The organism is Clostridium novyi NT (genome assembly GCF_000014125.1).
Classification (GTDB): Bacteria; Bacillota; Clostridia; order Clostridiales; family Clostridiaceae; genus Clostridium_H; species Clostridium_H novyi.
The window spans coordinates 1,321,035-1,341,919 of sequence record NC_008593.1 but is presented as its reverse complement, the minus strand read 5'-3'; the positions used below and the strand labels follow the sequence as shown (position 1 = coordinate 1,341,919).

Sequence of the window (20,885 nt, the reverse complement as noted above, 5' to 3'; positions counted from 1 at the left end):
TGAATGTTTTGGCTAAAACAAGGGTTTATGAATTAGCGAAAGAACTGGATATAACAAGTAGAGAATTAATAGATATACTTGCAAGTGAATTTAACATAACAGTTAAAAATCATATGAGTGTACTAGATGAAGAAGATGCGGAACTGATAAAGGAAATCTTTGACGATGAAGAAAATTCAGATGAGAAAGCTAATAGAAGTGTTGTTGCAGATGAAGAAATAGATGCTTCTAATAAAAAAGTCAAAAACAAGAAGAAAGAAGTTAAAAAAGGAAATAAAAATGCAGATAATGAGTCTTCTGAAGAAGAAATAGTTATAGAAATGGAAGATACTATAACTGTTAAAGCATTAGCTGATAAATTAAAAAAACCTACAACAGAAGTAATAAAACAATTAATGTTTATGGGGGTTATGGCAGCTATAAACCAAGAATTAGATTTTAATACTGCTGAAAAATTAGCAGAAAAATTCAATGCTGTTATAATGCAAAAGGAAGACGATACAATAACAAAAGAAATAGAAGATGAAGATGAAGGTACTGAAAAAAGACCACCAGTTGTAACAGTAATGGGACACGTTGACCATGGTAAAACATCTATACTAGATGCTATAAGAAAAGCAAAAGTTACATCAACAGAAGCAGGTGGAATAACTCAGCATATAGGTGCTTATACTGTAAATGTTAATGGAGAAAAAATAACATTCTTAGATACTCCAGGACACGAAGCATTTACAACTATGAGAGCAAGAGGAGCTCAAGTTACAGATATAGTTATACTTGTTGTTGCTGCTGATGATGGTATAATGCCACAAACTATAGAAGCTATAAATCACTGTAAAGCAGCAGAGGTTCCTATGATAGTTGCTATTAATAAAATTGATAAACCAGCAGCTAATTTAGATAGAGTTAAACAAGAATTAACTGAACACAACTTAATTCCAGAAGACTGGGGTGGAGATGTTATAACAGTACCAGTATCAGCTCATACAAAAGAAGGACTTGATACTTTACTTGAAATGATTATTTTAACTGCTGAAATGGAAGAATTAAAAGCAGATCCTGAAAGAAAAGCAAAAGGTACTGTAATCGAAGCTAAATTAGACAAAGGTAGAGGACCTGTAGCTTCTCTATTAGTTCAAAATGGAACACTTAAAGTTGGTGATTCTATAATTGTTGGTAATACATACGGTAGAATCAGAGCAATGTTTGATGATAAAGGTAAAAACATTAAAGTTGCAGGACCATCAATTCCAGTAGAGATATTAGGACTTTCAGAAGTACCAGATGCAGGAGATAGATTCAATGTAGTTAAAGATGAAAAAACTGCAAGAAACATGGCTGATAAGAGAAAAGAAAAATTAAGAGAAAAACGCATGCAATCAACTAACAAAGTTTCTCTTGAAGATTTATATAATCAAATTCAAGAAGGAAAAGTTAAAGAACTTGACGTAATAGTTAAAGCCGATGTTCAAGGTTCAGTTGAAGCTGTTATACAATCTCTTGAAAAATTATCAACAGATTCTGTTAAAGTAAGAGTTATACATGGTGCAGTTGGAGCAATAAGTGAAACAGATGTTACATTAGCAGCTGCTTCTAATGCAGTAATTATCGGATTTAACGTTAGACCTTCTAATAATGCAACTGTTCTTGCTGAAAAAGAAGGAGTTAATGTAAGAACTTACAGAGTAATATATGATGCTCTAGATGATATAAAAGCAGCTATGGTAGGTATGTTAGAACCTGAATATAAAGAAGTTGTCTTAGGTTCTGCAGAAGTAAGAGTTGTATATAAAATATCAAGTGTTGGAACTATTGCAGGTTGCTATGTTCTAAATGGAAAAATTACAAGAGATAGTAGCGTAAGAGTAATAAGAGATGGAATAGTTATATTTGAGTCAGAAATATCATCATTAAAGAGATTCAAAGATGATGCAAAAGAAGTTGCAAAAGGATATGAATGTGGATTATCTGTTGAGAAATTTAATGATATAAAAGAAGGAGATATAATAGAGGCCTTTACTATGGAAGAAATAAAACCTAAAAACTTATAAAGGAGAATATTATATGGCTAGATATAGACTTGGTAGAATAAATGAAGAAGTAAAAAAAGAAATCAGCAATATAATTAGAGATGATATACACGATCCAAGACTTACTGGAATGGTTAGTGTAACAAGAGTTGAAGTTACAAATGACCTAAGATATGCTAAAGTATTTATAAGTATTTTTGGAAGTGATGAATCTAAAACAGAAACTTTAGAAGCATTAAAAAGTTCAGCTGGATTTATCCGTCGTGAAGTAGGTCATAGAGTTAAATTAAGATATACTCCAGAAATACTATTAGAGTTAGATGAGAGTATAGAGCATGGTATGCATATAAATGATCTTTTAAGCAATTTAAAGGAGAAGAAAAGAAATGATAATAGATAGTATTATCAATAGAATAAAAGATAGCCAAAAAATAGGAATTACTTGTCATATATCACCTGACGGGGATTCAATAGGAAGTTCCCTTGCACTAGTGCAAGGGCTTCTTAAATTAAACAAAAATGCTTATATAATTTCAAAGGAAGATTTACCTGATACATTTAAGTATTTACCTTATTCATATATGATAAATGAAAGTGAAGGGGAAGTGCTTCCAAGTACAGATACTGTAATAGTTTTAGATTGTGGTAATGTTGAAAGAATAAATTTTAATGATGATATACAAGAGAGGGATTATACATTAATTAATATAGATCATCACTTAAGCAATGACAAATATGGTGATTTAAATTATGTGGACCCTAAAGCAGCAGCTGTTGCTGAAATTGTTTATGAAATTCTAAAATTATTAAACGTACAATTAGATGAAGGAATAAGTAAATGCTTATATACTTCATTAATAACAGATACAGGTTCTTTTAGACATTTAAATACCACTAAACTTACACATGAAATTGCTGGAGAATTAATTAATCAAGGCATAGACTTTTCTGAAATTCATAGAATTATATTTGAAAATATGAAATTTTCTAATTTAAAATTGCATGGTAAAGTTATAGAAGATATGTATTTAAAATTAAATAATAAAGTATGTATAATGAATTTAACTAAGAACATGTTACAAGATTTCAATGTTGATAAAGGGGATACATCTGATGTTATAAATATAGGTACTAGAATTGGTAGTGTAGAAGTAGCTATACTATTTAAAGAAGCAGATGATGGAACTAAAGTTAGCATGAGATCTAAAAATATAGTTGATGTTAGAAGAATAGCTGAGATATTCAATGGTGGAGGTCATATAAGAGCCGCTGGATTCTTTAGTGATAAAGATGTACATGAAATTGAAAGCATTTTACTTAAAGAAATAGAAAAAGAGTTGATTTAATGAACGGAATATTAAATGTATATAAACCTATAGGAATAACTTCTTTTGATGTTGTATGCCAAATAAAGAAAATAACAGGTATAAAAAAAATAGGACACACTGGTACTTTAGATCCTTTAGCCTGTGGAGTACTTCCAGTGTGTATTGGTAAAGGAACAAAAGTAGTTGATTATTTAATGAAGGACTTTAAAGTTTATGATGCTACTTTCAAGTTAGGAATTATTACAGATACATATGACAGAGAAGGAAAAGAATTATCTATAAGTGAAGTCAATGTATCATTAGATGAAATTGAATGTGCAGTTAATTCATTTTTAGGAGACAGTTTTCAAGTGCCTCCTATGTATTCTGCATTAAAAGTAAATGGTAAGAGATTATACGAGCTAGCAAGAGAAGGTAAGAGTATAGAAAGAGAAGCAAGACCTATTACTATATATGATATTAACATACTACATATTGATATACCTTATGTTAAATTTAGAGTAAAATGTTCAAAAGGAACATACATAAGAAGTTTATGTTATGATATTGGGAGCAATTTAAAATGTGGTGCTACTATGTGGGATCTTGAAAGAGTCCAAAGTGGAGCTTTTACTAAAGAAAATTCCATAGAACTAAATAAACTAACAACAGATAATATTAATGATTATATTATTTCAATAGATGAATCATTAAATCAATATGATAAGGCGTTTGTAAGTAGTAAATGTGAAAAATTATTAGTAAACGGTGTTAGAATAGGAGATAAAAGACTTTTACCTAACCTAGACATTAATAAAATGTATCGTATATATAGTGAAGATAATAAATTCTTAGGTCTTGGAATGAGAAATAGTAAAGGATTAAAAATTGAGAAACTATTGCTTTAGGGGTTGGGACAATGCTAATATATGAAGATAATTTCAAAACTACACTAAAGGAAAAAACTTATATAGCACTAGGAAGTTTCGATGGATTACATGTAGGACACATGAGTCTTATAAATAAAACTATTGAACTTGCAAAAGAAAATAATGCTAAAAGTATGGTATTTACATTTAAAAATCATCCTTTAACTATTATAAACAAAGATATGGCACCAAAACTTATAATAGATAATAAAGTTAAAAGTGAACTACTAGAAAAGTGCGGCATAGATATTGTTAACTATGTTAATTTTGATAATGAGTTCATGAAGATATCTCCAGAAGATTTTATAAAAAATATGGTGGAATGTTATAATGCAAAAGGTATTATTGTTGGATTCAATTATAGATTTGGATATAAAAATTTAGGAGATATAGAATTATTAAAAAAATTAAGCATTAAATTTGGCTTTGAATTAAATATAATAGAACCAGTTAAAATCGATGGTGACGTTGTTAGTAGTTCAAAAATAAGACAATTGGTTTCGGAAGGTAATATAACAAAAGCAAATAAATTTTTAAATAGACCGTTTATGATGCAAGGAACGGTAGTTCACGGTAAACAATTAGGAAGAAAAATAAATTTTCCTACTACAAATTTAAATTATAATAAAAAGTTTGTATTACCAAAGGGTGGTGTTTATTATACTTGTGTTAAGTATAATGGAGAAGTTTATAGAGGAATAACCAATATAGGTTATAATCCAACAGTAAGTGACAAAAAATTAAGCATAGAAACTCATATATTGGGTTTTGAAAAAGATATATATGATGAAAATTTAAAATTATATTTTTGCGAAAGAATAAGAAGTGAAAAAAAGTTCAACTCAATTGAAGAACTTGCAAGTCAATTATCTAAAGATAAGAATTTTGCATTAAAGCAAAATATATGTTTATGCTAGAAAGTATAATTATATGTTATATATTTAAAAAATAATTTACAATTTAATGATTATCTGGTATAATACTTGTGAACCTTATGCTATGAAGACTGACTGGCCGGCGGTATTCATGGAATAAGGGGATTATAATTTTGGAGGTGCACGAAATGGAAAAGGCTAGAAAAGAGCAATTAATTAGAGAATACGCAACACACGAAGGAGATACTGGTTCTCCAGAAGTTCAAGTTGCATTATTAACAGAAAGAATTAATCACTTAAACGAACACTTAAAAGAACACAAAAAAGATCACCACTCAAGAAGAGGACTTCTTATGATGGTTGGTAAAAGAAGAGGACTTTTAAACTACTTAAAAGAACATGATATTGAAAGATATCGTTCTTTAATTAAAAGATTAGGATTAAGAAAATAATTTAGAGCGGGCTAGTTCCGCTCTATTATTTTAGAAAAATATTTGTTAAATTATTTTTTAATGGCAATAATAACTAATAGAATATGTATAAATTTTGAAAGGAGGTTATTTTATGAACCATATTTTTGAAACTACTGTAGCAGGTAGAACGTTAAAAGGCGAATTTGGTAAGCTTGGAATGTTATCAGATTGTGCTTTAAATATAAGCTATGGAGACACTGTGGTGCTTGTTAATGTAAATGCATCACCAGAACCTAAGGAGGGAATAGATTTCTTCCCTTTAAGTATAGAATACCAAGAAAGACTTTATGCTGTAGGTAAAATACCAGGAGGTTTTATAAAAAGAGAAGGAAGACCTTCTGATAAAGCTATCCTTAATGCAAGAGCTATAGATAGACCACTAAGACCATTATTTCCAAAGGGATATAGAAATGATGTGCAAGTTGTTTGTACTGTAGTATCTGTAGACCAAGATAACTTACCTAATATATTAGCTATGAATGGAGCATCACTTGCATTATGTTTATCAAGTATACCATTTACAATACCTGTGGGAACGGTATCAGTTGGTTTAATTGATGGAGAATTTATAATAAATCCTACATCAAAACAAAGAGAAGAAAGCATACTTGATCTAACAGTTTGTGCAACTAAAGATAGAGTAATGATGATAGAAGCAGGTGGAGAAGAAATACCAGAAGATGTAATGTATGATGCTATAATGTTTGGATTTGAAGAATGTAAAAAAATTGCTGACTTCCAACAAAAAGTTATGGAACAATACGGAAAACAAAAGGCTGAGCTTATTTTACATGAAATAGATGCAGATATAGAAAAAGAAGTTAGAGAATTTGCTTTTGATATGGTAAAAGAAGCTATGTATATAACTGATAAAGATTCAAGAAATAAAGCTATGGATGAAGTTAAAGAAAAAGTTAGCGAAGAATTTGATGAAAAATATCCTGACAATTTAGGGGATATAGGTGAAGCTATATACAAAATGCAAAAAGAAGTAGTTAGAAATATGATATTAAATGAAAAAAGAAGACCAGATGGTAGATATTTTGATGAAATAAGACCACTTTCATCTGAAGTATCACTTCTTCCAAGAACTCATGGTAGTGGACTATTTACAAGAGGATTAACTCAAGTTATGAGTGTAGCTACACTTGGATCTATAAGTGAAGGTCAAGTTCTTGATGGAATTGAAGAAGAAACTTCAAAAAGATATATGCATCATTATAATTTCCCATCTTATAGTGTTGGAGAAGTTAGACCATTAAGAGGACCTAATAGAAGAGAAATAGGTCATGGTGCTTTAGCTGAAAAAGCAATAGAACCATTAATTCCAAGTGAACAGGAATTCCCATATGCAATAAGAGTTGTATCTGAAGTTCTAAGCTCTAATGGTTCAACATCTCAAGCAAGTGTTTGCGGAAGTACCCTTGCACTACTTGATGCAGGTGTACCTATGAAAAGACCAGCAGCTGGAATAGCTATGGGATTAGTTACTAGCGAAGATCTAGAAAAAGAAGAAATTCTTACTGATATTCAAGGTCTTGAAGATTTCTTTGGAGATATGGACTTTAAAGTAGCAGGAACAGAAAAAGGTATTACAGCAATACAAGTAGATACTAAAATAAAAGGATTATCTAATGATTGTATTAAAAAAGCAATAACTAATGCTAGAAAAGCTAGATTAACTATCTTAGAAGTTATAAATAATTGTATAGATAAACCAAGAGAAGAAGTATCTAAGTATGCACCAAAAGTATTTACAATGAGTATTAATCCTTCTAAGATTAAGGACGTAATAGGTGCTGGTGGTAAAACTATTAATAAAATAATAGATGAAACTGGAGTTAAGATAGATATAAAAGAAGATGGTTCTGTATTTGTAACTGCTGAAGATTATGAATCAGGAAAGAAAGCTTTAGCTATGATTGATGGTTATAGCAGAGAAGTAAAAGAAGGAGAAGTTTATCTGGGAAAAGTTACTAAAATAGCTAATTTTGGTGCATTTGTAGAAATTCTACCTGGCAAAGAAGGCTTAGTTCACATATCTAAACTAGATGTTAAGAGAGTTAATAAAGTTGAAGATGTTGTGTCAGTTGGCGATGAGATATTAGTTAAAGTAACAGAAATAGATTCTATGGGAAGAGTAAACTTATCTAGAAAAGATGCTATAAAAGATTCAGAAAACAACCAAGATAAAGATACAGAAAAGTAGAAGGGCAGAGATGCCTTTTTATTTTATTAAAATGAACTATGTACATATGTAAATTTAATTAAATAAGGTTACTAAGTAAGAATAAATCCTTATTTTATATCATATATATAATCTGATGTAAAGTAAGGAGGTATCTTTTATGAATGAAAACATTAAACTTTATAGTGATGTAGAAAATTGTGAAATAATTAATATTAATAATGGTGAAAAATATAATTATGTATATAATAATGATGTAATTATTGATAAGGAAGGAAACTTTAAGTTTTTAATAATAAATGATAATAGAACAGGATTTAGACTTTTTAAATCTGAAAGTTTTTTAGAAGTACCTTGGGAATATATAAATAAAATTGGTGCTAAAACAATAATTATGGATGTAGAAGAAACTGAACTTAAAAAATTATATAAATAATTAATGATTTATTGGAGGCTATTATGAAGATTTTGGTACAAAAATTTGGTGGCACATCAGTGTCAACTAGCGAAAAAAGAAAGTTAGTAGTAAAAAAAGTTTCTAATGCTATAAAAGCTGGATTTAAGCCTGTAGTTGTTGTATCGGCCATGGGAAGAAAAGGAGATCCATATGCAACAGATTCATTATTAGGATTACTAACAGATGAATTTAAAGAGAATAATTCTTTGGCTACAGATCTTTTAATGAGTTGTGGAGAAATTATAAGTTCGGTTGTAATGTCAAATGAATTAAATAAAAACAATATAAATGCAATACCATTAATGGGTGGTCAAGCAGGCATACATACAGATGAAAACTTTTCAGATGCATCAGTAAAAAGTGTAGATAACGCTAACATTATGAAAATATTAGAAGAAGGAAAAATACCTGTAGTTTGTGGTTTCCAAGGAGTTAGTGAAAAAGGATTTATAACTACACTTGGAAGAGGAGGCAGTGATGTTACTGCATCTTTGCTTGGAGTAGCATTAAATGCAGAACAAGTAGAAATATACACAGATGTTGATGGTATAATGACTGCAGATCCTAGAATAGTAAAAGGTGCCTCTCTAATAAAAGAAATAAGTTATAATGAAGTATTCCAATTTGCAGAGCAAGGTGCTAAAGTTATTCATCCTAGAGCTGTTGAAATAGCAATGAAAGGTAGTATACCTTTAGTAATAAAAAATACAATGAGTGATTGCACTGGTACTACAATAGATAATATTGGTGATTTAAATGCATCAAATATTATAACTGGAATAACTCATATGGCAAATAGAGTTCAAATAAGAATTAAATTAGAAGATAATTCTGGAAATGAAAACTATTATGATTTATTACCTATACTTGCTGAAAATTCAATAAGTATAGACTTAATAAATGTATTTCCAAATGAAAAGATCTTTACAATAGATAAAAAAGACTTTTTTAAATTTGATGGTATAATGAATTCTATAAACGTAAAATATTCTCACATAGATGATTGTAGTAAAATTGCTATAATTGGATCTAGAATGAGAGGAATTCCTGGTGTTATGGCTAAAATTCTAAAATCTCTTGTAAAAGAAAAAATAGAAGTGCTACAAACTGCGGATTCACATACAACAATATGGTGTTTAGTAGAATCAAAATATACTGAAACTGCAATTAATTTATTACATGAAGAATTTAATTTAGAAAGATTATAAAATGAATAGTAATCACTTCCTATGTAAAAACTATTACCAGAATAGGAGGTATTACTATGTGTAATAATGATCCCAATAGAGAACAAGAACAAAATAGTATTGATTCAATTAAAGAATTAGGAGTTCAAGATCCAAGCAAAATAATAGGAAAACAAAGATTTCAAGTATTACCTATTATCGGTCAAATTGAAGGACATTCTGCTTTACCACCTCAGTCTAAGGCTACAAAATACGAGCATTTAATTCCTCAATTAGTAGATATAGAAACTAATGATTCAATAGAAGGAGTTCTTATTATTTTAAATACTGTAGGCGGAGATGTAGAAGCAGGTCTTGCTATAGCAGAAATGATAAATAGTTTAAGTAAACCAAGTGTATCATTAGTTATAGGTGGAGGTCATTCAATTGGTGTGCCCCTTGCAACTTCTGCGGATTATTCATTTATATCCCCATCTGCTACAATGATAATTCATCCAATTAGAATGAATGGACTTGTATTAGGTGTTCCTCAAACTTTTGAGTATTTTAATAAAATGCAAGAGAGAATAATTGATTTTATAACACGTACATCTAAAATGAAAAACGAAACTTTTAGAAAGTTAATGCTTCAGACAGATGATTTATTAAATGATATGGGAACAATATTAATTGGAAAACAAGCAGTTGATTATGGATTAATAGATGAAGTTGGCGGTTTAAGTAGTGCTATAAATAAATTAGAAGATATAATTGATAATGGGGATAAAAGAACTAGCTGAGAATTTCTCTAGCTAGTTTTAATTTATTATATAATATAATAAGAGGAGAATTTAACTTTATGTAGAAAGAAGAAAAAGAGGTGATGCTAATGACAAAGAAAAAAAACAAGCATTCGAAGAAAACTTCAAATGTAGGACAACCTTCTCAAATACCTGATGATATAAGAGGTGTAGCCTTTATTACACTAGGTATATTGATGATACTTAGTGTTTTTGCTACAGATTCTTCGGGGATTTTAGGTAGAAGTATTAAGAAAATATTAATTGGACTATTTGGAATTGGTTCATATATACTTCCTTTATTAATTATATTTATAGGAATAAGTTATATAAATAAAAATAGCAAACTGAACTTCAATAATAGATTCTATGGAATAGTTATCTTAATTATAAATACTCTTTTATTTATACAAATGGTACATATAAATGAGTATTATTTAGAAAATGATTTTATGCATGGAATAACAAAAATATTTAGTGAAGAAAATGCTTTTCATGGCGGAGTTATAAGCTACATGATTGATGTACCATTATATAAACTTTTAGGAACTGTGGGTTCGTATATAATATTTGTTGCAGCTTATATAATTTCTTCTCTTTTTATAATGCAAATTTCATTGAGAGAGCTTATACAAATTATTAAGGGAAGTTCTGTGAAAAATGCAAATGTTAAAGTCAATTCAAATGATACAGATATAATATGTGATGACAGTGAAAATAAAACTAATGTTGGAGACTCATTTGTAAAAGGAATAAATAATAAGATAAAACTTGTTAACTTTTTAAAACCCAAAGAAAAGCAAGAAAACGATGATATTAAAATTAATACTATTGATGATAATGAACTCACAAGAAATATTAAAATAAATGAACCTAAGGTAATACATAATGAACCGTTACAAAATACTCAAATGTTTAATAAAAGTAAAAATGATGAAAATACTTATAAAGAAGATACGTCAAGTGAATCCATAAATAATGAAATACAAAAAAAATCACATGAGACTTCAAGAGAATATGTTTTTCCATCAACCGAATTGTTAAATTACAATACAAGTAATGCATATGATAAAAATAGTAAAAAAGAATTAATTAACTATGCATCTAAATTAGAAGATACATTAAATAGTTTTGGGGTTAATGCTAAGGTTATTCAAGTAACAAAAGGACCTTCTGTTACTAGATTTGAACTTCAACCTAGTGCAGGAGTTAAAGTAAGCAAAATTACACATCTATCTGATGATATAGCCCTGAATTTAGCGGCTTCTTCTGTAAGAATAGAAGCTCCTATTCCAGGGAAAAGTGCTATAGGAATAGAAGTTCCAAATAAAATTGTTTCTCCTGTATATTTAAGAGAAGTTATAGAATCAAGTGAATTTGTAAACTTTGATAAAAATATAGCTTTTGCAATAGGAAAAGATATTAGTGGAAATTGTGTTGTTGCAGATTTATCAAAAATGCCTCATTTATTAATAGCAGGGGCAACTGGTTCTGGTAAAAGTGTATGTATTAATACCCTTATAATTAGTTTGATTTATAAGTATTCTCCTGAGGATGTTAAATTATTATTAGTAGACCCTAAAGTCGTAGAACTTAATATATACAATAATATACCTCATTTATTAATTCCTGTTGTTACAAATCCTAAAAAAGCAGCTGGAGCTTTAAACTGGGCAGTAACAGAAATGTCTAGAAGATACAATTTGTTTGCAGAGAACAATGTTAGAAATATAGAAGGATATAATGAGCTTGTAAATAAGGGAAGAGCTGAAAATAAATTACCGTGGATTGTAATTATAATAGATGAACTTGCAGATCTTATGATGGTATCTCCAGGAGAAGTAGAAGAATATATAGCAAGACTTGCTCAAATGGCAAGGGCAGCTGGAATGCATCTTGTAATAGCAACTCAAAGACCTTCTGTAGATGTTATTACCGGAGTAATAAAGGCTAATATACCTTCAAGAATATCTTTTGCTGTATCAAGCCAAATAGATTCTAGAACAATTATAGATTCAGCCGGTGCAGAAAAACTATTAGGTAAAGGTGATATGTTATTTTATCCTGTTGGAGAATCAAAACCTGTTAGAGTACAAGGAGCATTTATTTCTGAAACAGAAGTCGAAAACATAGTTACCTTTATAAAAGATAAAAAAGGACCAGCAAATTATGAACAGAATATAATAAATGAAATAAATACTAAGGTAGAAAAACAAGATTCTGATAGTGATGAATTAATGGATGAAGCTATAAAAATTGCTTTAGAAAATGGACAAATATCTACATCCTTATTACAGAGAAGACTAAAAATTGGATATAATAGAGCAGCTAGAATAATAGACGATATGGAAGATAAGGGAATAATTTCGGGCAAAAATGGAAGTAAACCAAGACAAATATTAGTAGATGATGAAGAATTAAAAAATAATGAGTAAATATTTAATAATACTACTTGTTAAAATCATATATTACATTTAAAATAAATTTTATGACAAATACATAGTGGAAACATTAAGGAGGAAATTTAGTGAATAGATACAAAATTGGTCTTATAAGTTTAGGGTGCGATAAAAATAGGATAGATTCAGAGTTACTTTTAGGAAAGTTAAATGAAAAAAACGATATAGTCAATGACCCTAATAAAGCAGATATAATAATTGTTAATACATGTGGTTTTATAGAAAGTTCAAAACAAGAATCTATAGATACTATATTAGAAATGGCTAAATACAAAGAAGAGAACTGTAAAATGATAATAGCAACAGGATGTCTTACTCAAAGATACTCAAAGGAATTACTAGAGCTTATACCAGAGATCGATATAATGCTTGGAGTAAATGATTATGCTAATATACAAAATTATATAGATGACTTTTTTAATGAACATAATAAGATATGCCAATGTAAGTACAGCGATATTTCTATAAATGAAGGTAAAAGAATTTTAACAACGGCAAAACATATGGCTTATATAAGAATTTCAGAAGGATGTAACAACTTATGTACGTATTGTATTATACCTAAAATAAGAGGAAAATATAGAAGTAGAAGTATAGAAAGCATAATAAACGAAGCAAAAGAACTTGCAAATATGGGAGTTAAAGAATTGATTTTAGTAGGTCAAGATACTGCTATATACGGAAGTGATTTATATAAAGAAAATAGATTATCTCAATTATTAAGAGAGTTATCTAATATAGAAGATATAGAGTGGATTAGAATCCTTTACACTTATCCTGAAGAAATAACTGACGAACTTATAGAAGAAATAAAAAATAATGATAAAGTGTGCAAGTATTTAGATATACCTATACAACATATTAGTAATACAGTACTAAAAAGAATGAATAGAAAAAGTAGCAAAGAATTAATAACTGATAATATTAAAAAGATGAGAAAAGAAATTGATGGATTATGTCTTAGAACTTCTATTATAGTTGGCTTCCCAGGAGAAACAGAAGATGAGTTTAATGAACTAAAGGAATTTGTAGAAGAGATTAAGTTTGATAACTTAGGAGTATTTAAGTATTCTCAAGAAGAAGATACAGCTGCAGCTAGAATGAAAGATCAAGTAAGTGAAGATCTTAAAGAAGAAAGATTAGCAACTATTATGTCTATACAACAAAATGTTTCTAGTAAAATAAATAAAAATAAATTAGAAAAAGTGTATAAAGTATTGGTAGAAGGACAGAATGATAAATACTATATAGGAAGAAATTATCAAATGGTACCTGAAATTGATGGTGCAATTTTCTTTAAATGTGATAAAATATTAAATGTAGGTGAGTTTGTTTATGTAAAAATAACTGACACATTAGAATATGATTTAATAGGAGTTGTGTGTGATGAATCTGGCCAATAAGCTTACATTACTTAGAATTATTTTAGTACCTGTGTTTCTTATATTTATTTCTATTAATAAGCCAATCTTTATAGCTGTGGCTACAGGTGTATTTATAATTGCTGCAATAACAGATAAGTTAGATGGATATATTGCTAGAAGCAGAAATCAAATCACTAATTTTGGGAAATTCATGGATCCTTTGGCGGATAAATTACTTGTAACATCAGCTTTAGTAGCGCTAGTTCAGTATGGTGTTATTCCAGCTTGGATGGTTATGATAATTATAGGAAGAGAATTTGCTGTAACAGGATTAAGAGCTATTGCCGCATCAGAAGGTATAGTAATTGCTGCAAGTTGGTGGGGAAAGATTAAAACTGTTATTCAAATAATTGCTATAATATTAGGATTGGTTAGTTTAATATATATACAAAATTACTTAAAATACATTACTATTATTGCTATATATTGTGCTGTATTAATAACACTTATATCTGGAATTGATTATTTTGTGAAAAATCGTAAAGTAATCAGTACAAACAATTAATAAAAATCGATCTAATAATTTTGATAATAAGTTCCTACTAATAGTATAGGAACTTATTATTATATACTTGACTATAAAAAATTAATAAGGTATAATTCAATTAGAACAAACGTTCGGAATGAGAGGAGAGTGAGCCCTTAGGGGATTAATATGAACAATGAAAAGATGAAAGCATTACAAGCTGCTATAACTCAAATAGAAAAACAATTTGGTAAAGGTTCAGTAATGAAGCTAGGAGAAGAACATGTTCTTAATGTAGAGGCAATATCTACTGGAAGTCTTTCTTTAGATATAGCACTAGGAATTGGTGGTATTCCTAGAGGAAGAATTATTGAAATATTCGGACCTGAATCATCAGGTAAAACAACTGTAGCACTTCATATAATCGCAGAAGCACAAAAATCAGGTGGAACTGCAGCATTTATAGATGCAGAACATGCCCTTGACCCTGTATATGCAAAAGCATTAGGAGTAGATATAGATAACTTAATAGTTTCTCAACCAGATACCGGGGAACAAGCTCTTGAAATATGTGAAGCATTAGTAAGATCTGGTGCTATAGATGTCATAGTTGTTGACTCTGTAGCAGCTTTAGTTCCAAAAGCTGAAATTGAAGGTGAAATGGGAGACTCACATGTAGGTCTTCAAGCAAGACTTATGTCTCAAGCTCTAAGAAAGTTAACAGGTTCAATTAATAAATCAAAATGTGCTACTATATTCATAAATCAATTGAGAGAAAAAGTTGGAATAATGTTTGGAAATCCTGAAACAACACCAGGAGGAAGAGCGTTAAAATTCTATTCATCTGTTAGATTAGATGTAAGAAAAATAGAAACAATAAAACAAGGTGATGAATTCTTAGGAAGCAGAACTAGAGTAAAAGTAGTTAAAAACAAAGTAGCACCACCATTTAAACAAGCGGAATTCGATATAATGTACGGTACAGGAATTTCTTTTGAAGGAAATGTGTTAGACGTTGGTGTTGATAATGAAATAATTCAAAAAAGTGGTTCTTGGTTCTCATATAATGATACTAGATTAGGACAAGGAAGAGAAAATGTAAAACAATTCCTAAGAGAAAATCCTAGTATATTATTAGAAGTAGAGAATAAAATAAGAGAAAAACATAATTTAAAAACAAGAAATACAGCGGATTCAAAAGTTACAGGTGCTAAAGACGAAAAGTCTAAAGAAGAAAAATAAATAAAAAATTATAGTGGTATTTATTAAATAGCTTAATGCTATGAAGTATATACCACTTTATAGTATATTAAAAAGTTTTTATACAAAGTTTCTAGGATTTTTTGCATAAACTTGACATGAATTTAAAAATAATATAAAATGAATACAAATACTGGTTTAACATATCATAAATAATTAATATATAAGAAAACATAACACCTTTTCTAAAACTTCGATGACGCTGAAATTTGTATTAAAGCTAAAGTAAGGAGGTGTTGTTTTGGGTATTCCGTTTTATATTTACCCGTTAATGATTATTACAATTTTAATTGCTATATTTGTAATAATATATGTTAGAAAAAATATTTCGCAAGCTAAAATTGCAGAAGCAGAAGCTAAGTCTAAAAAGATCATAATAGATAGTGAAAAAAATGCTGAAGCAATAAAAAAAGAAGCAATTTTAGAGGCAAAAGAGGAAGTTCATAGGATTAGAAATGATTTTGAAAAAGAATCAAGAGAAAGACGTAATGAAATTCAAAGATTGGAAAGAAGAATTATTCAAAGAGAAGAGTTGCTAGATAAAAAAAGTGAGGCTATTGAAAATAAAGAAGAAGTCTTAAATAAAAAGCAACAGGATATCAATGAAAAGGCTGCTAGCATAGATGAGCTCTATGATAAGCAAAGAGAAGAACTTGAAAAATTATCAAATTTATCTTCTGATGAAGCTAGAGAATTATTATTAGAAGAAACAAAAAAAGAAATTAGACATGATTTAGCAGTAATGATTAAAGAGATGGAAAATAAGGCAAAAGAGGAAGCAGATAAAAAGGCTAAAGAAATAATTTCTACAGCTATACAAAGATGTGCTGCCGACCATGTTGCTGAAAGTACTGTTCATGTGGTTTCTTTACCTAATGATGAGATGAAAGGTAGAATTATAGGAAGAGAAGGTAGGAATATAAGAGCCTTAGAAACATTAACTGGTGTTGATTTAATTATAGATGATACTCCAGAAGCCGTAATTTTATCTGGTTTTGATCCTATTAGAAGACAAGTGGCAAGAATAGCCCTTGAAAAATTGATAATTGATGGTAGAATTCATCCTGCTAGAATTGAAGAAATGGTAGAAAAAGCAAAACAAGAAGTAGAAAACGATATTAAAGAAGAAGGAGAACAAGCTACTTTTGAAACAGGAGTGCATGGTTTACATCAAGAGTTAGTGAAACTTTTAGGAAGACTTAAGTACCGTACAAGTTACGGACAGAATGTTTTAAAACATTCTATGGAAGTAGCTTACTTAGCTGGTCTTATGGCATCTGAATTAGGTATGGATCCAACTTTAGCTAAAAGAAGTGGATTATTACATGATATAGGTAAAGCTGTAGACCACGAAATAGAGGGTCCTCATGCACTTATAGGTTCTGAAATGGCCAAAAAATATCATGAATCTTCTGTAGTTGTTAATGCAATAGCTGCACATCATGGAGATGTTGAATACGAATCAATTGAGGCTATCTTGGTTCAAGCTGCAGATGCTATATCAGCAGCACGTCCTGGTGCAAGAAGAGAAACTCTGGAAGCTTATATCAAGAGATTAGAAAAACTTGAAGAAATAGCAAATTCATACGAAGGTGTAGAAAAATCTTATGCTATACAAGCTGGAAGAGAAGTTAGAATCATGGTTAAACCAGAGGATATTGATGATTATGGATGTATTGAAATGTCAAAAAATATTGTTAAAAGGATAGAAAGTGAATTAGAATATCCTGGACAGATTAAAGTTAATATTATAAGAGAAGTTAGAGCAGTAGAATATGCAAAATAAAAAATAATTAGATAAAGGCCCTTTTGTTGTATTAAATTATTACAAATAAAAAGGGTTTTTATTTTTTTTATAGAATAGTAAAATATTAAAGTAATTTATATTATAAATTCAAAGCAAATGGAGGAAATTATAATGATATTATCAAAAAAGGCTAAAGAAATTTCGCCTTCAGTAACTTTAGCTATAACAGCTAAAGCTAAAGAAATGATGAAAGAAGGAAAGGATGTTATAAGTTTTGGCGTTGGAGAACCTGACTTTAATACTCCTAAAAATATACAAGATGCTGCAATTAAAGCTATACAAAGTGGACTAACAAGATACACAGCAGCTTCAGGAATACCTGAATTAAAACAGGCTATTGTAGAGAAGTTTAAAAAAGATAATAATTTAAACTATAACATAGATAATATAATAGTATCTACTGGTGCAAAAACAGTGCTTAGACAATGCATTTAAAGCTATTTTAAATCCAGGAGATGAAGTTTTGGTTCCAATACCTTATTGGGTAAGCTATCCAGAACTTATAAAAATGAGTGATGGCGTTCCGGTTTTTGTAGAAAATAGAGCTAAAGATAATTATAAATATACTCTGGAATCACTAGAAAAGTTTGTAACACCAAAAACTAAAGCGTTAATATTAAATAGTCCTAATAATCCTACTGGTTCAATATATTCAAAGGAAGAGTTAGAAAAAATAGCGGAATTTGCTAAAAAACATAATCTTATTATTATATCTGACGAAGTATATGAAAAACTTATTTATGGAGATAATAAACATATAAGTATAGCTAGTTTAAGTGAAGATTCTTTCAAAAGAACAATTGTTATAAATGGAGTTTCGAAGGCTTATGCTATGACGGGATGGAGAATAGGATATGCCGCAGGGGACAAGGAAATTATAAAATTAATGTCTAGTGTCCAAAGTCATACTACATCAAATCCTAATTCTATAGCTCAATATGCTGCTCTTGAAGCTTTAACAGGTTCTCAAGATAGCATCAAGGAAATGGTAGCTGAATTTGAAAAAAGAAAAGAATATATGATTTCTAAAATAGATTCTATGAAAAATGTATCATGTATAAAAGCTGATGGAGCATTTTATATAATGCTTAAAGTATCACATTTTTATGGAATGAAAAATAATGATAAACAAATAAAAAATTCTATAGATTTTTCAAGTGAATTATTAGAAGATAAGAATGTTGCTGTAGTTCCTGGAATTGGATTTGGATTAGATGAATATATTAGATTATCATATGCTAATTCTATGGATAATATAAAGCAAGGATTAGATAGAATAGAAAGCTTCATGAATAATTTAAAGTAATTAAATTAAAAAGTTGAGAAATATTAATATAATGATATAATAAGAGTGATATTACAAAATATAAAAAATATAGAGGTGATTTTACATGATAAAAAAGGAAGCTACAATTAAAAACTCTACAGGATTGCATGCGAGACCAGCTACATTATTAGTTAAAAAAGCATCTTCTTTTAAGTCTGATATATATTTAGAATATGGAGATAAAAAAGCTAATGTAAAAAGCTTAATAGGAGTATTATCTTTAGGAGTTACTAAAGATTCTAAAGTAACTATTAGTGCATCAGGAGACGATGAAACTTTAGCAGTTGAAGAAATGATAAAATTAATTGAATCACTATAAAAAGGCGGTTGAAGCCTTTTTTTATTGCATAAATTTAGTTTAAATAAGTAAAAAAGACAAATAAACGAATAAAAAACTTACTTAATTAGAGAATATATGTTATAATATGAATGAAATAAGAATAATAATTTTAAATATATGTGTATGGAGGTTCCAGAATGAAAAGAGATTCTTATAATACACCGTTAAATAGTAGGTATGCATCTCCTGAAATGTCATATTTATTTTCAGAAGATATGAAATTTAAAACATGGAGAAAACTTTGGACTGTATTAGCTGAATGTGAAAAAGAATTAGGATTAAATATTTCCGAAGAACAAATAAATGAATTAAAAAGTAATATAGACAATATAAACTATGAAGATGCACAAAAAAAGGAAAAGGAAATAAGACATGATGTAATGAGTCATGTATATGCATATGGACTTCAATGCCCTAATGCTAAGGGGATTATTCACTTAGGAGCAACTAGTTGTTTTGTTGGAGATAATACAGACTTAATAATTATGAAAAATGCTCTTGAAGTTATTAAAAAGAAAGTTTTAAATGTTATAAGCAACTTAGCGAAGTTTGCAAATGAATATAAAGCAGTTCCTACTCTAGGATTTACTCACTTGCAACCAGCTCAATTAACTACTGTAGGTAAGAGAGCTACGCTTTGGATGCAAGATTTATTGTTAGATTTAGAAAACTTAGAATTTGTTATAGATAATTTAAAACTAAGAGGAGTTAAAGGAACAACAGGTACTCAAGCAAGTTTTATGGAATTGTTTAATAATGATGAAGAATTAGTTAAGAAGCTTGATAAACTAGTTGCTAAAAAAATGGGCTTTGATAAAACTTATGCTGTAACTGGTCAAACATATTCAAGAAAGATAGATTCTATTGTACTTAATACTTTATCAGAAGTTGCTCAAAGTGCATATAAGTTCAGTAATGACTTGAGAATACTTCAAAGCATGAAAGAAATGGAAGAACCTTTCGAAAAGAAACAAGTAGGATCATCAGCTATGGCTTATAAAAGAAATCCTATGAGATCTGAAAGAATCAGTGCTTTAAGTAGATTTGTTATAACAACATCATTAAACCCTGCAATAACTGCTGGAACTCAATGGTTTGAAAGAACACTAGATGATTCTGCTAATAAAAGATTAGCTGTTGCAGAAAGTTTCTTAGCTTTAGATGGAGTATTAAACTTATATATGAATATATCTGAAAATATGGTTGTATATAAAAAGGTTATTGAATCACATGTGTTGCGCGAACTTCCTTTTATGGCTACTGAAAATATATTAATGGAGGCTGTAAAAAGAGGGGGGGATAGACAAGAACTTCATGAAAAAATAAGAGAACTTTCAATGGAAGCTGCAAAGAGAGTTAAGGAAGAAGGTCTTGATAATGATCTTATAGAAAGAATAATAAATGATGGATCTTTCTATATGAATCGTGAAGAAATTTTATCTATTATAGATCCTATTAAATTTACTGGTAGAGCATCAGGTCAAGTTGATGATTTTATAAATGAGGTAGTTAAACCTATATTAGAAAAAAACAAACAACTACTTGGAGCTAATGTTAGTATAAATGTATAAAAATTA

17 protein-coding genes and 1 pseudogene are annotated in these 20,885 nt (G+C 29.1%); all 18 read left to right on the top strand.

Annotated features, from left to right (window positions below; all coding sequences use genetic code 11):
* Window positions 1-8: 8 nt before the first annotated feature.
* Window positions 9-2,051: a translation initiation factor IF-2 gene (gene infB, locus NT01CX_RS06230; RefSeq protein ID WP_039242930.1), complete on the top strand. Its 2,043-nt coding sequence runs from the start codon at window positions 9-11 to the stop codon at window positions 2,049-2,051.
* Between the two features lie 13 nt (window positions 2,052-2,064).
* Window positions 2,065-2,430 (top strand): 30S ribosome-binding factor RbfA, encoded by a 366-nt coding sequence (rbfA, locus tag NT01CX_RS06225; RefSeq protein WP_011722208.1) that lies wholly within the window; start codon window positions 2,065-2,067, stop codon window positions 2,428-2,430.
* A complete protein-coding gene (locus NT01CX_RS06220; protein WP_011722207.1) occupies window positions 2,417-3,376 on the top strand; it encodes a DHH family phosphoesterase in 960 nt (319 codons plus the stop codon). The genes rbfA and NT01CX_RS06220 overlap by 14 nt, the downstream gene beginning before the upstream one ends.
* A complete protein-coding gene (gene truB / locus NT01CX_RS06215; protein ID WP_011722206.1) occupies window positions 3,376-4,245 on the top strand; it encodes a tRNA pseudouridine(55) synthase TruB in 870 nt (289 codons plus the stop codon). The genes NT01CX_RS06220 and truB overlap by 1 nt, the downstream gene beginning before the upstream one ends.
* An 11-nt stretch (window positions 4,246-4,256) precedes the next feature.
* Complete coding sequence (locus NT01CX_RS06210; RefSeq protein WP_011722205.1) at window positions 4,257-5,183, top strand: bifunctional riboflavin kinase/FAD synthetase; 927 nt, start codon at window positions 4,257-4,259, stop codon at window positions 5,181-5,183.
* 146 nt (window positions 5,184-5,329) lie between these two features.
* On the top strand, window positions 5,330-5,593 hold the full coding sequence (gene rpsO / locus NT01CX_RS06205) for a 30S ribosomal protein S15 (RefSeq protein ID WP_011722204.1): 264 nt from the start codon (window positions 5,330-5,332) through the stop codon (window positions 5,591-5,593).
* Between the two features lie 112 nt (window positions 5,594-5,705).
* The gene (locus NT01CX_RS06200; RefSeq protein ID WP_011722203.1) at window positions 5,706-7,823 is read left to right on the top strand and encodes a polyribonucleotide nucleotidyltransferase; all 2,118 of its coding nucleotides are present in this window, start codon (window positions 5,706-5,708) and stop codon (window positions 7,821-7,823) included.
* A gap of 139 nt (window positions 7,824-7,962) precedes the next feature.
* On the top strand, window positions 7,963-8,238 hold the full coding sequence (locus NT01CX_RS06195; protein WP_011722202.1) for a YlmC/YmxH family sporulation protein: 276 nt from the start codon (window positions 7,963-7,965) through the stop codon (window positions 8,236-8,238).
* A 23-nt stretch (window positions 8,239-8,261) separates the two neighbouring features.
* Window positions 8,262-9,467 carry an aspartate kinase gene (gene dapG / locus NT01CX_RS06190; protein ID WP_011722201.1) on the top strand — a complete coding sequence of 402 codons (1,206 nt, stop codon included), beginning with the start codon at window positions 8,262-8,264 and terminating at the stop codon, window positions 9,465-9,467.
* Between the two features lie 56 nt (window positions 9,468-9,523).
* Window positions 9,524-10,225 carry a ClpP family protease gene (locus NT01CX_RS06185; protein ID WP_011722200.1) on the top strand — a complete coding sequence of 234 codons (702 nt, stop codon included), beginning with the start codon at window positions 9,524-9,526 and terminating at the stop codon, window positions 10,223-10,225.
* A gap of 89 nt (window positions 10,226-10,314) precedes the next feature.
* Entirely contained in the window at window positions 10,315-12,660 is a 2,346-nt protein-coding gene (locus NT01CX_RS06180; RefSeq protein ID WP_011722199.1) for an FtsK/SpoIIIE family DNA translocase, read from the top strand.
* A 92-nt stretch (window positions 12,661-12,752) separates the two neighbouring features.
* Window positions 12,753-14,087 (top strand): 30S ribosomal protein S12 methylthiotransferase RimO, encoded by a 1,335-nt coding sequence (gene rimO / locus NT01CX_RS06175; protein ID WP_011722198.1) that lies wholly within the window; start codon window positions 12,753-12,755, stop codon window positions 14,085-14,087.
* Window positions 14,071-14,613, top strand: a complete 543-nt coding sequence (gene pgsA / locus NT01CX_RS06170; RefSeq protein ID WP_011722197.1) for a CDP-diacylglycerol--glycerol-3-phosphate 3-phosphatidyltransferase — start codon at window positions 14,071-14,073, stop codon at window positions 14,611-14,613. The genes rimO and pgsA overlap by 17 nt, the downstream gene beginning before the upstream one ends.
* Window positions 14,614-14,763: 150 nt before the next feature.
* Window positions 14,764-15,816: a recombinase RecA gene (gene recA / locus NT01CX_RS06165; protein ID WP_011722196.1), complete on the top strand. Its 1,053-nt coding sequence runs from the start codon at window positions 14,764-14,766 to the stop codon at window positions 15,814-15,816.
* 289 nt (window positions 15,817-16,105) lie between these two features.
* Window positions 16,106-17,620 carry a ribonuclease Y gene (gene rny / locus NT01CX_RS06160; RefSeq protein WP_011722195.1) on the top strand — a complete coding sequence of 505 codons (1,515 nt, stop codon included), beginning with the start codon at window positions 16,106-16,108 and terminating at the stop codon, window positions 17,618-17,620.
* 132 nt (window positions 17,621-17,752) lie between these two features.
* Window positions 17,753-18,947: pseudogene (locus tag NT01CX_RS06155) on the top strand (pyridoxal phosphate-dependent aminotransferase).
* Between the two features lie 85 nt (window positions 18,948-19,032).
* Window positions 19,033-19,287 carry an HPr family phosphocarrier protein gene (locus NT01CX_RS06150; protein WP_011722192.1) on the top strand — a complete coding sequence of 85 codons (255 nt, stop codon included), beginning with the start codon at window positions 19,033-19,035 and terminating at the stop codon, window positions 19,285-19,287.
* Window positions 19,288-19,445: 158 nt separating this feature from the next.
* Window positions 19,446-20,879 (top strand): adenylosuccinate lyase, encoded by a 1,434-nt coding sequence (gene purB, locus NT01CX_RS06145; protein WP_011722191.1) that lies wholly within the window; start codon window positions 19,446-19,448, stop codon window positions 20,877-20,879.
* The last annotated feature ends 6 nt before the right edge of the window (window positions 20,880-20,885 follow it).

Coding starts and splice junctions, on each gene's coding strand:
- NT01CX_RS06220 (WP_011722207.1), top strand. CDS start 2,417: ATGATAATAGATAGTATTATCAATAGAATAAAAGATAGCCAAAAAATA.
- NT01CX_RS06185 (WP_011722200.1), top strand. CDS start 9,524: ATGTGTAATAATGATCCCAATAGAGAACAAGAACAAAATAGTATTGAT.
- NT01CX_RS06210 (WP_011722205.1), top strand. CDS start 4,257: ATGCTAATATATGAAGATAATTTCAAAACTACACTAAAGGAAAAAACT.
- rpsO (WP_011722204.1), top strand. CDS start 5,330: ATGGAAAAGGCTAGAAAAGAGCAATTAATTAGAGAATACGCAACACAC.
- rbfA (WP_011722208.1), top strand. CDS start 2,065: ATGGCTAGATATAGACTTGGTAGAATAAATGAAGAAGTAAAAAAAGAA.
- pgsA (WP_011722197.1), top strand. CDS start 14,071: ATGAATCTGGCCAATAAGCTTACATTACTTAGAATTATTTTAGTACCT.
- NT01CX_RS06180 (WP_011722199.1), top strand. CDS start 10,315: ATGACAAAGAAAAAAAACAAGCATTCGAAGAAAACTTCAAATGTAGGA.
- NT01CX_RS06150 (WP_011722192.1), top strand. CDS start 19,033: ATGATAAAAAAGGAAGCTACAATTAAAAACTCTACAGGATTGCATGCG.
- purB (WP_011722191.1), top strand. CDS start 19,446: ATGAAAAGAGATTCTTATAATACACCGTTAAATAGTAGGTATGCATCT.
- dapG (WP_011722201.1), top strand. CDS start 8,262: ATGAAGATTTTGGTACAAAAATTTGGTGGCACATCAGTGTCAACTAGC.
- NT01CX_RS06195 (WP_011722202.1), top strand. CDS start 7,963: ATGAATGAAAACATTAAACTTTATAGTGATGTAGAAAATTGTGAAATA.
- recA (WP_011722196.1), top strand. CDS start 14,764: ATGAACAATGAAAAGATGAAAGCATTACAAGCTGCTATAACTCAAATA.
- rny (WP_011722195.1), top strand. CDS start 16,106: ATGATTATTACAATTTTAATTGCTATATTTGTAATAATATATGTTAGA.
- truB (WP_011722206.1), top strand. CDS start 3,376: ATGAACGGAATATTAAATGTATATAAACCTATAGGAATAACTTCTTTT.
- NT01CX_RS06200 (WP_011722203.1), top strand. CDS start 5,706: ATGAACCATATTTTTGAAACTACTGTAGCAGGTAGAACGTTAAAAGGC.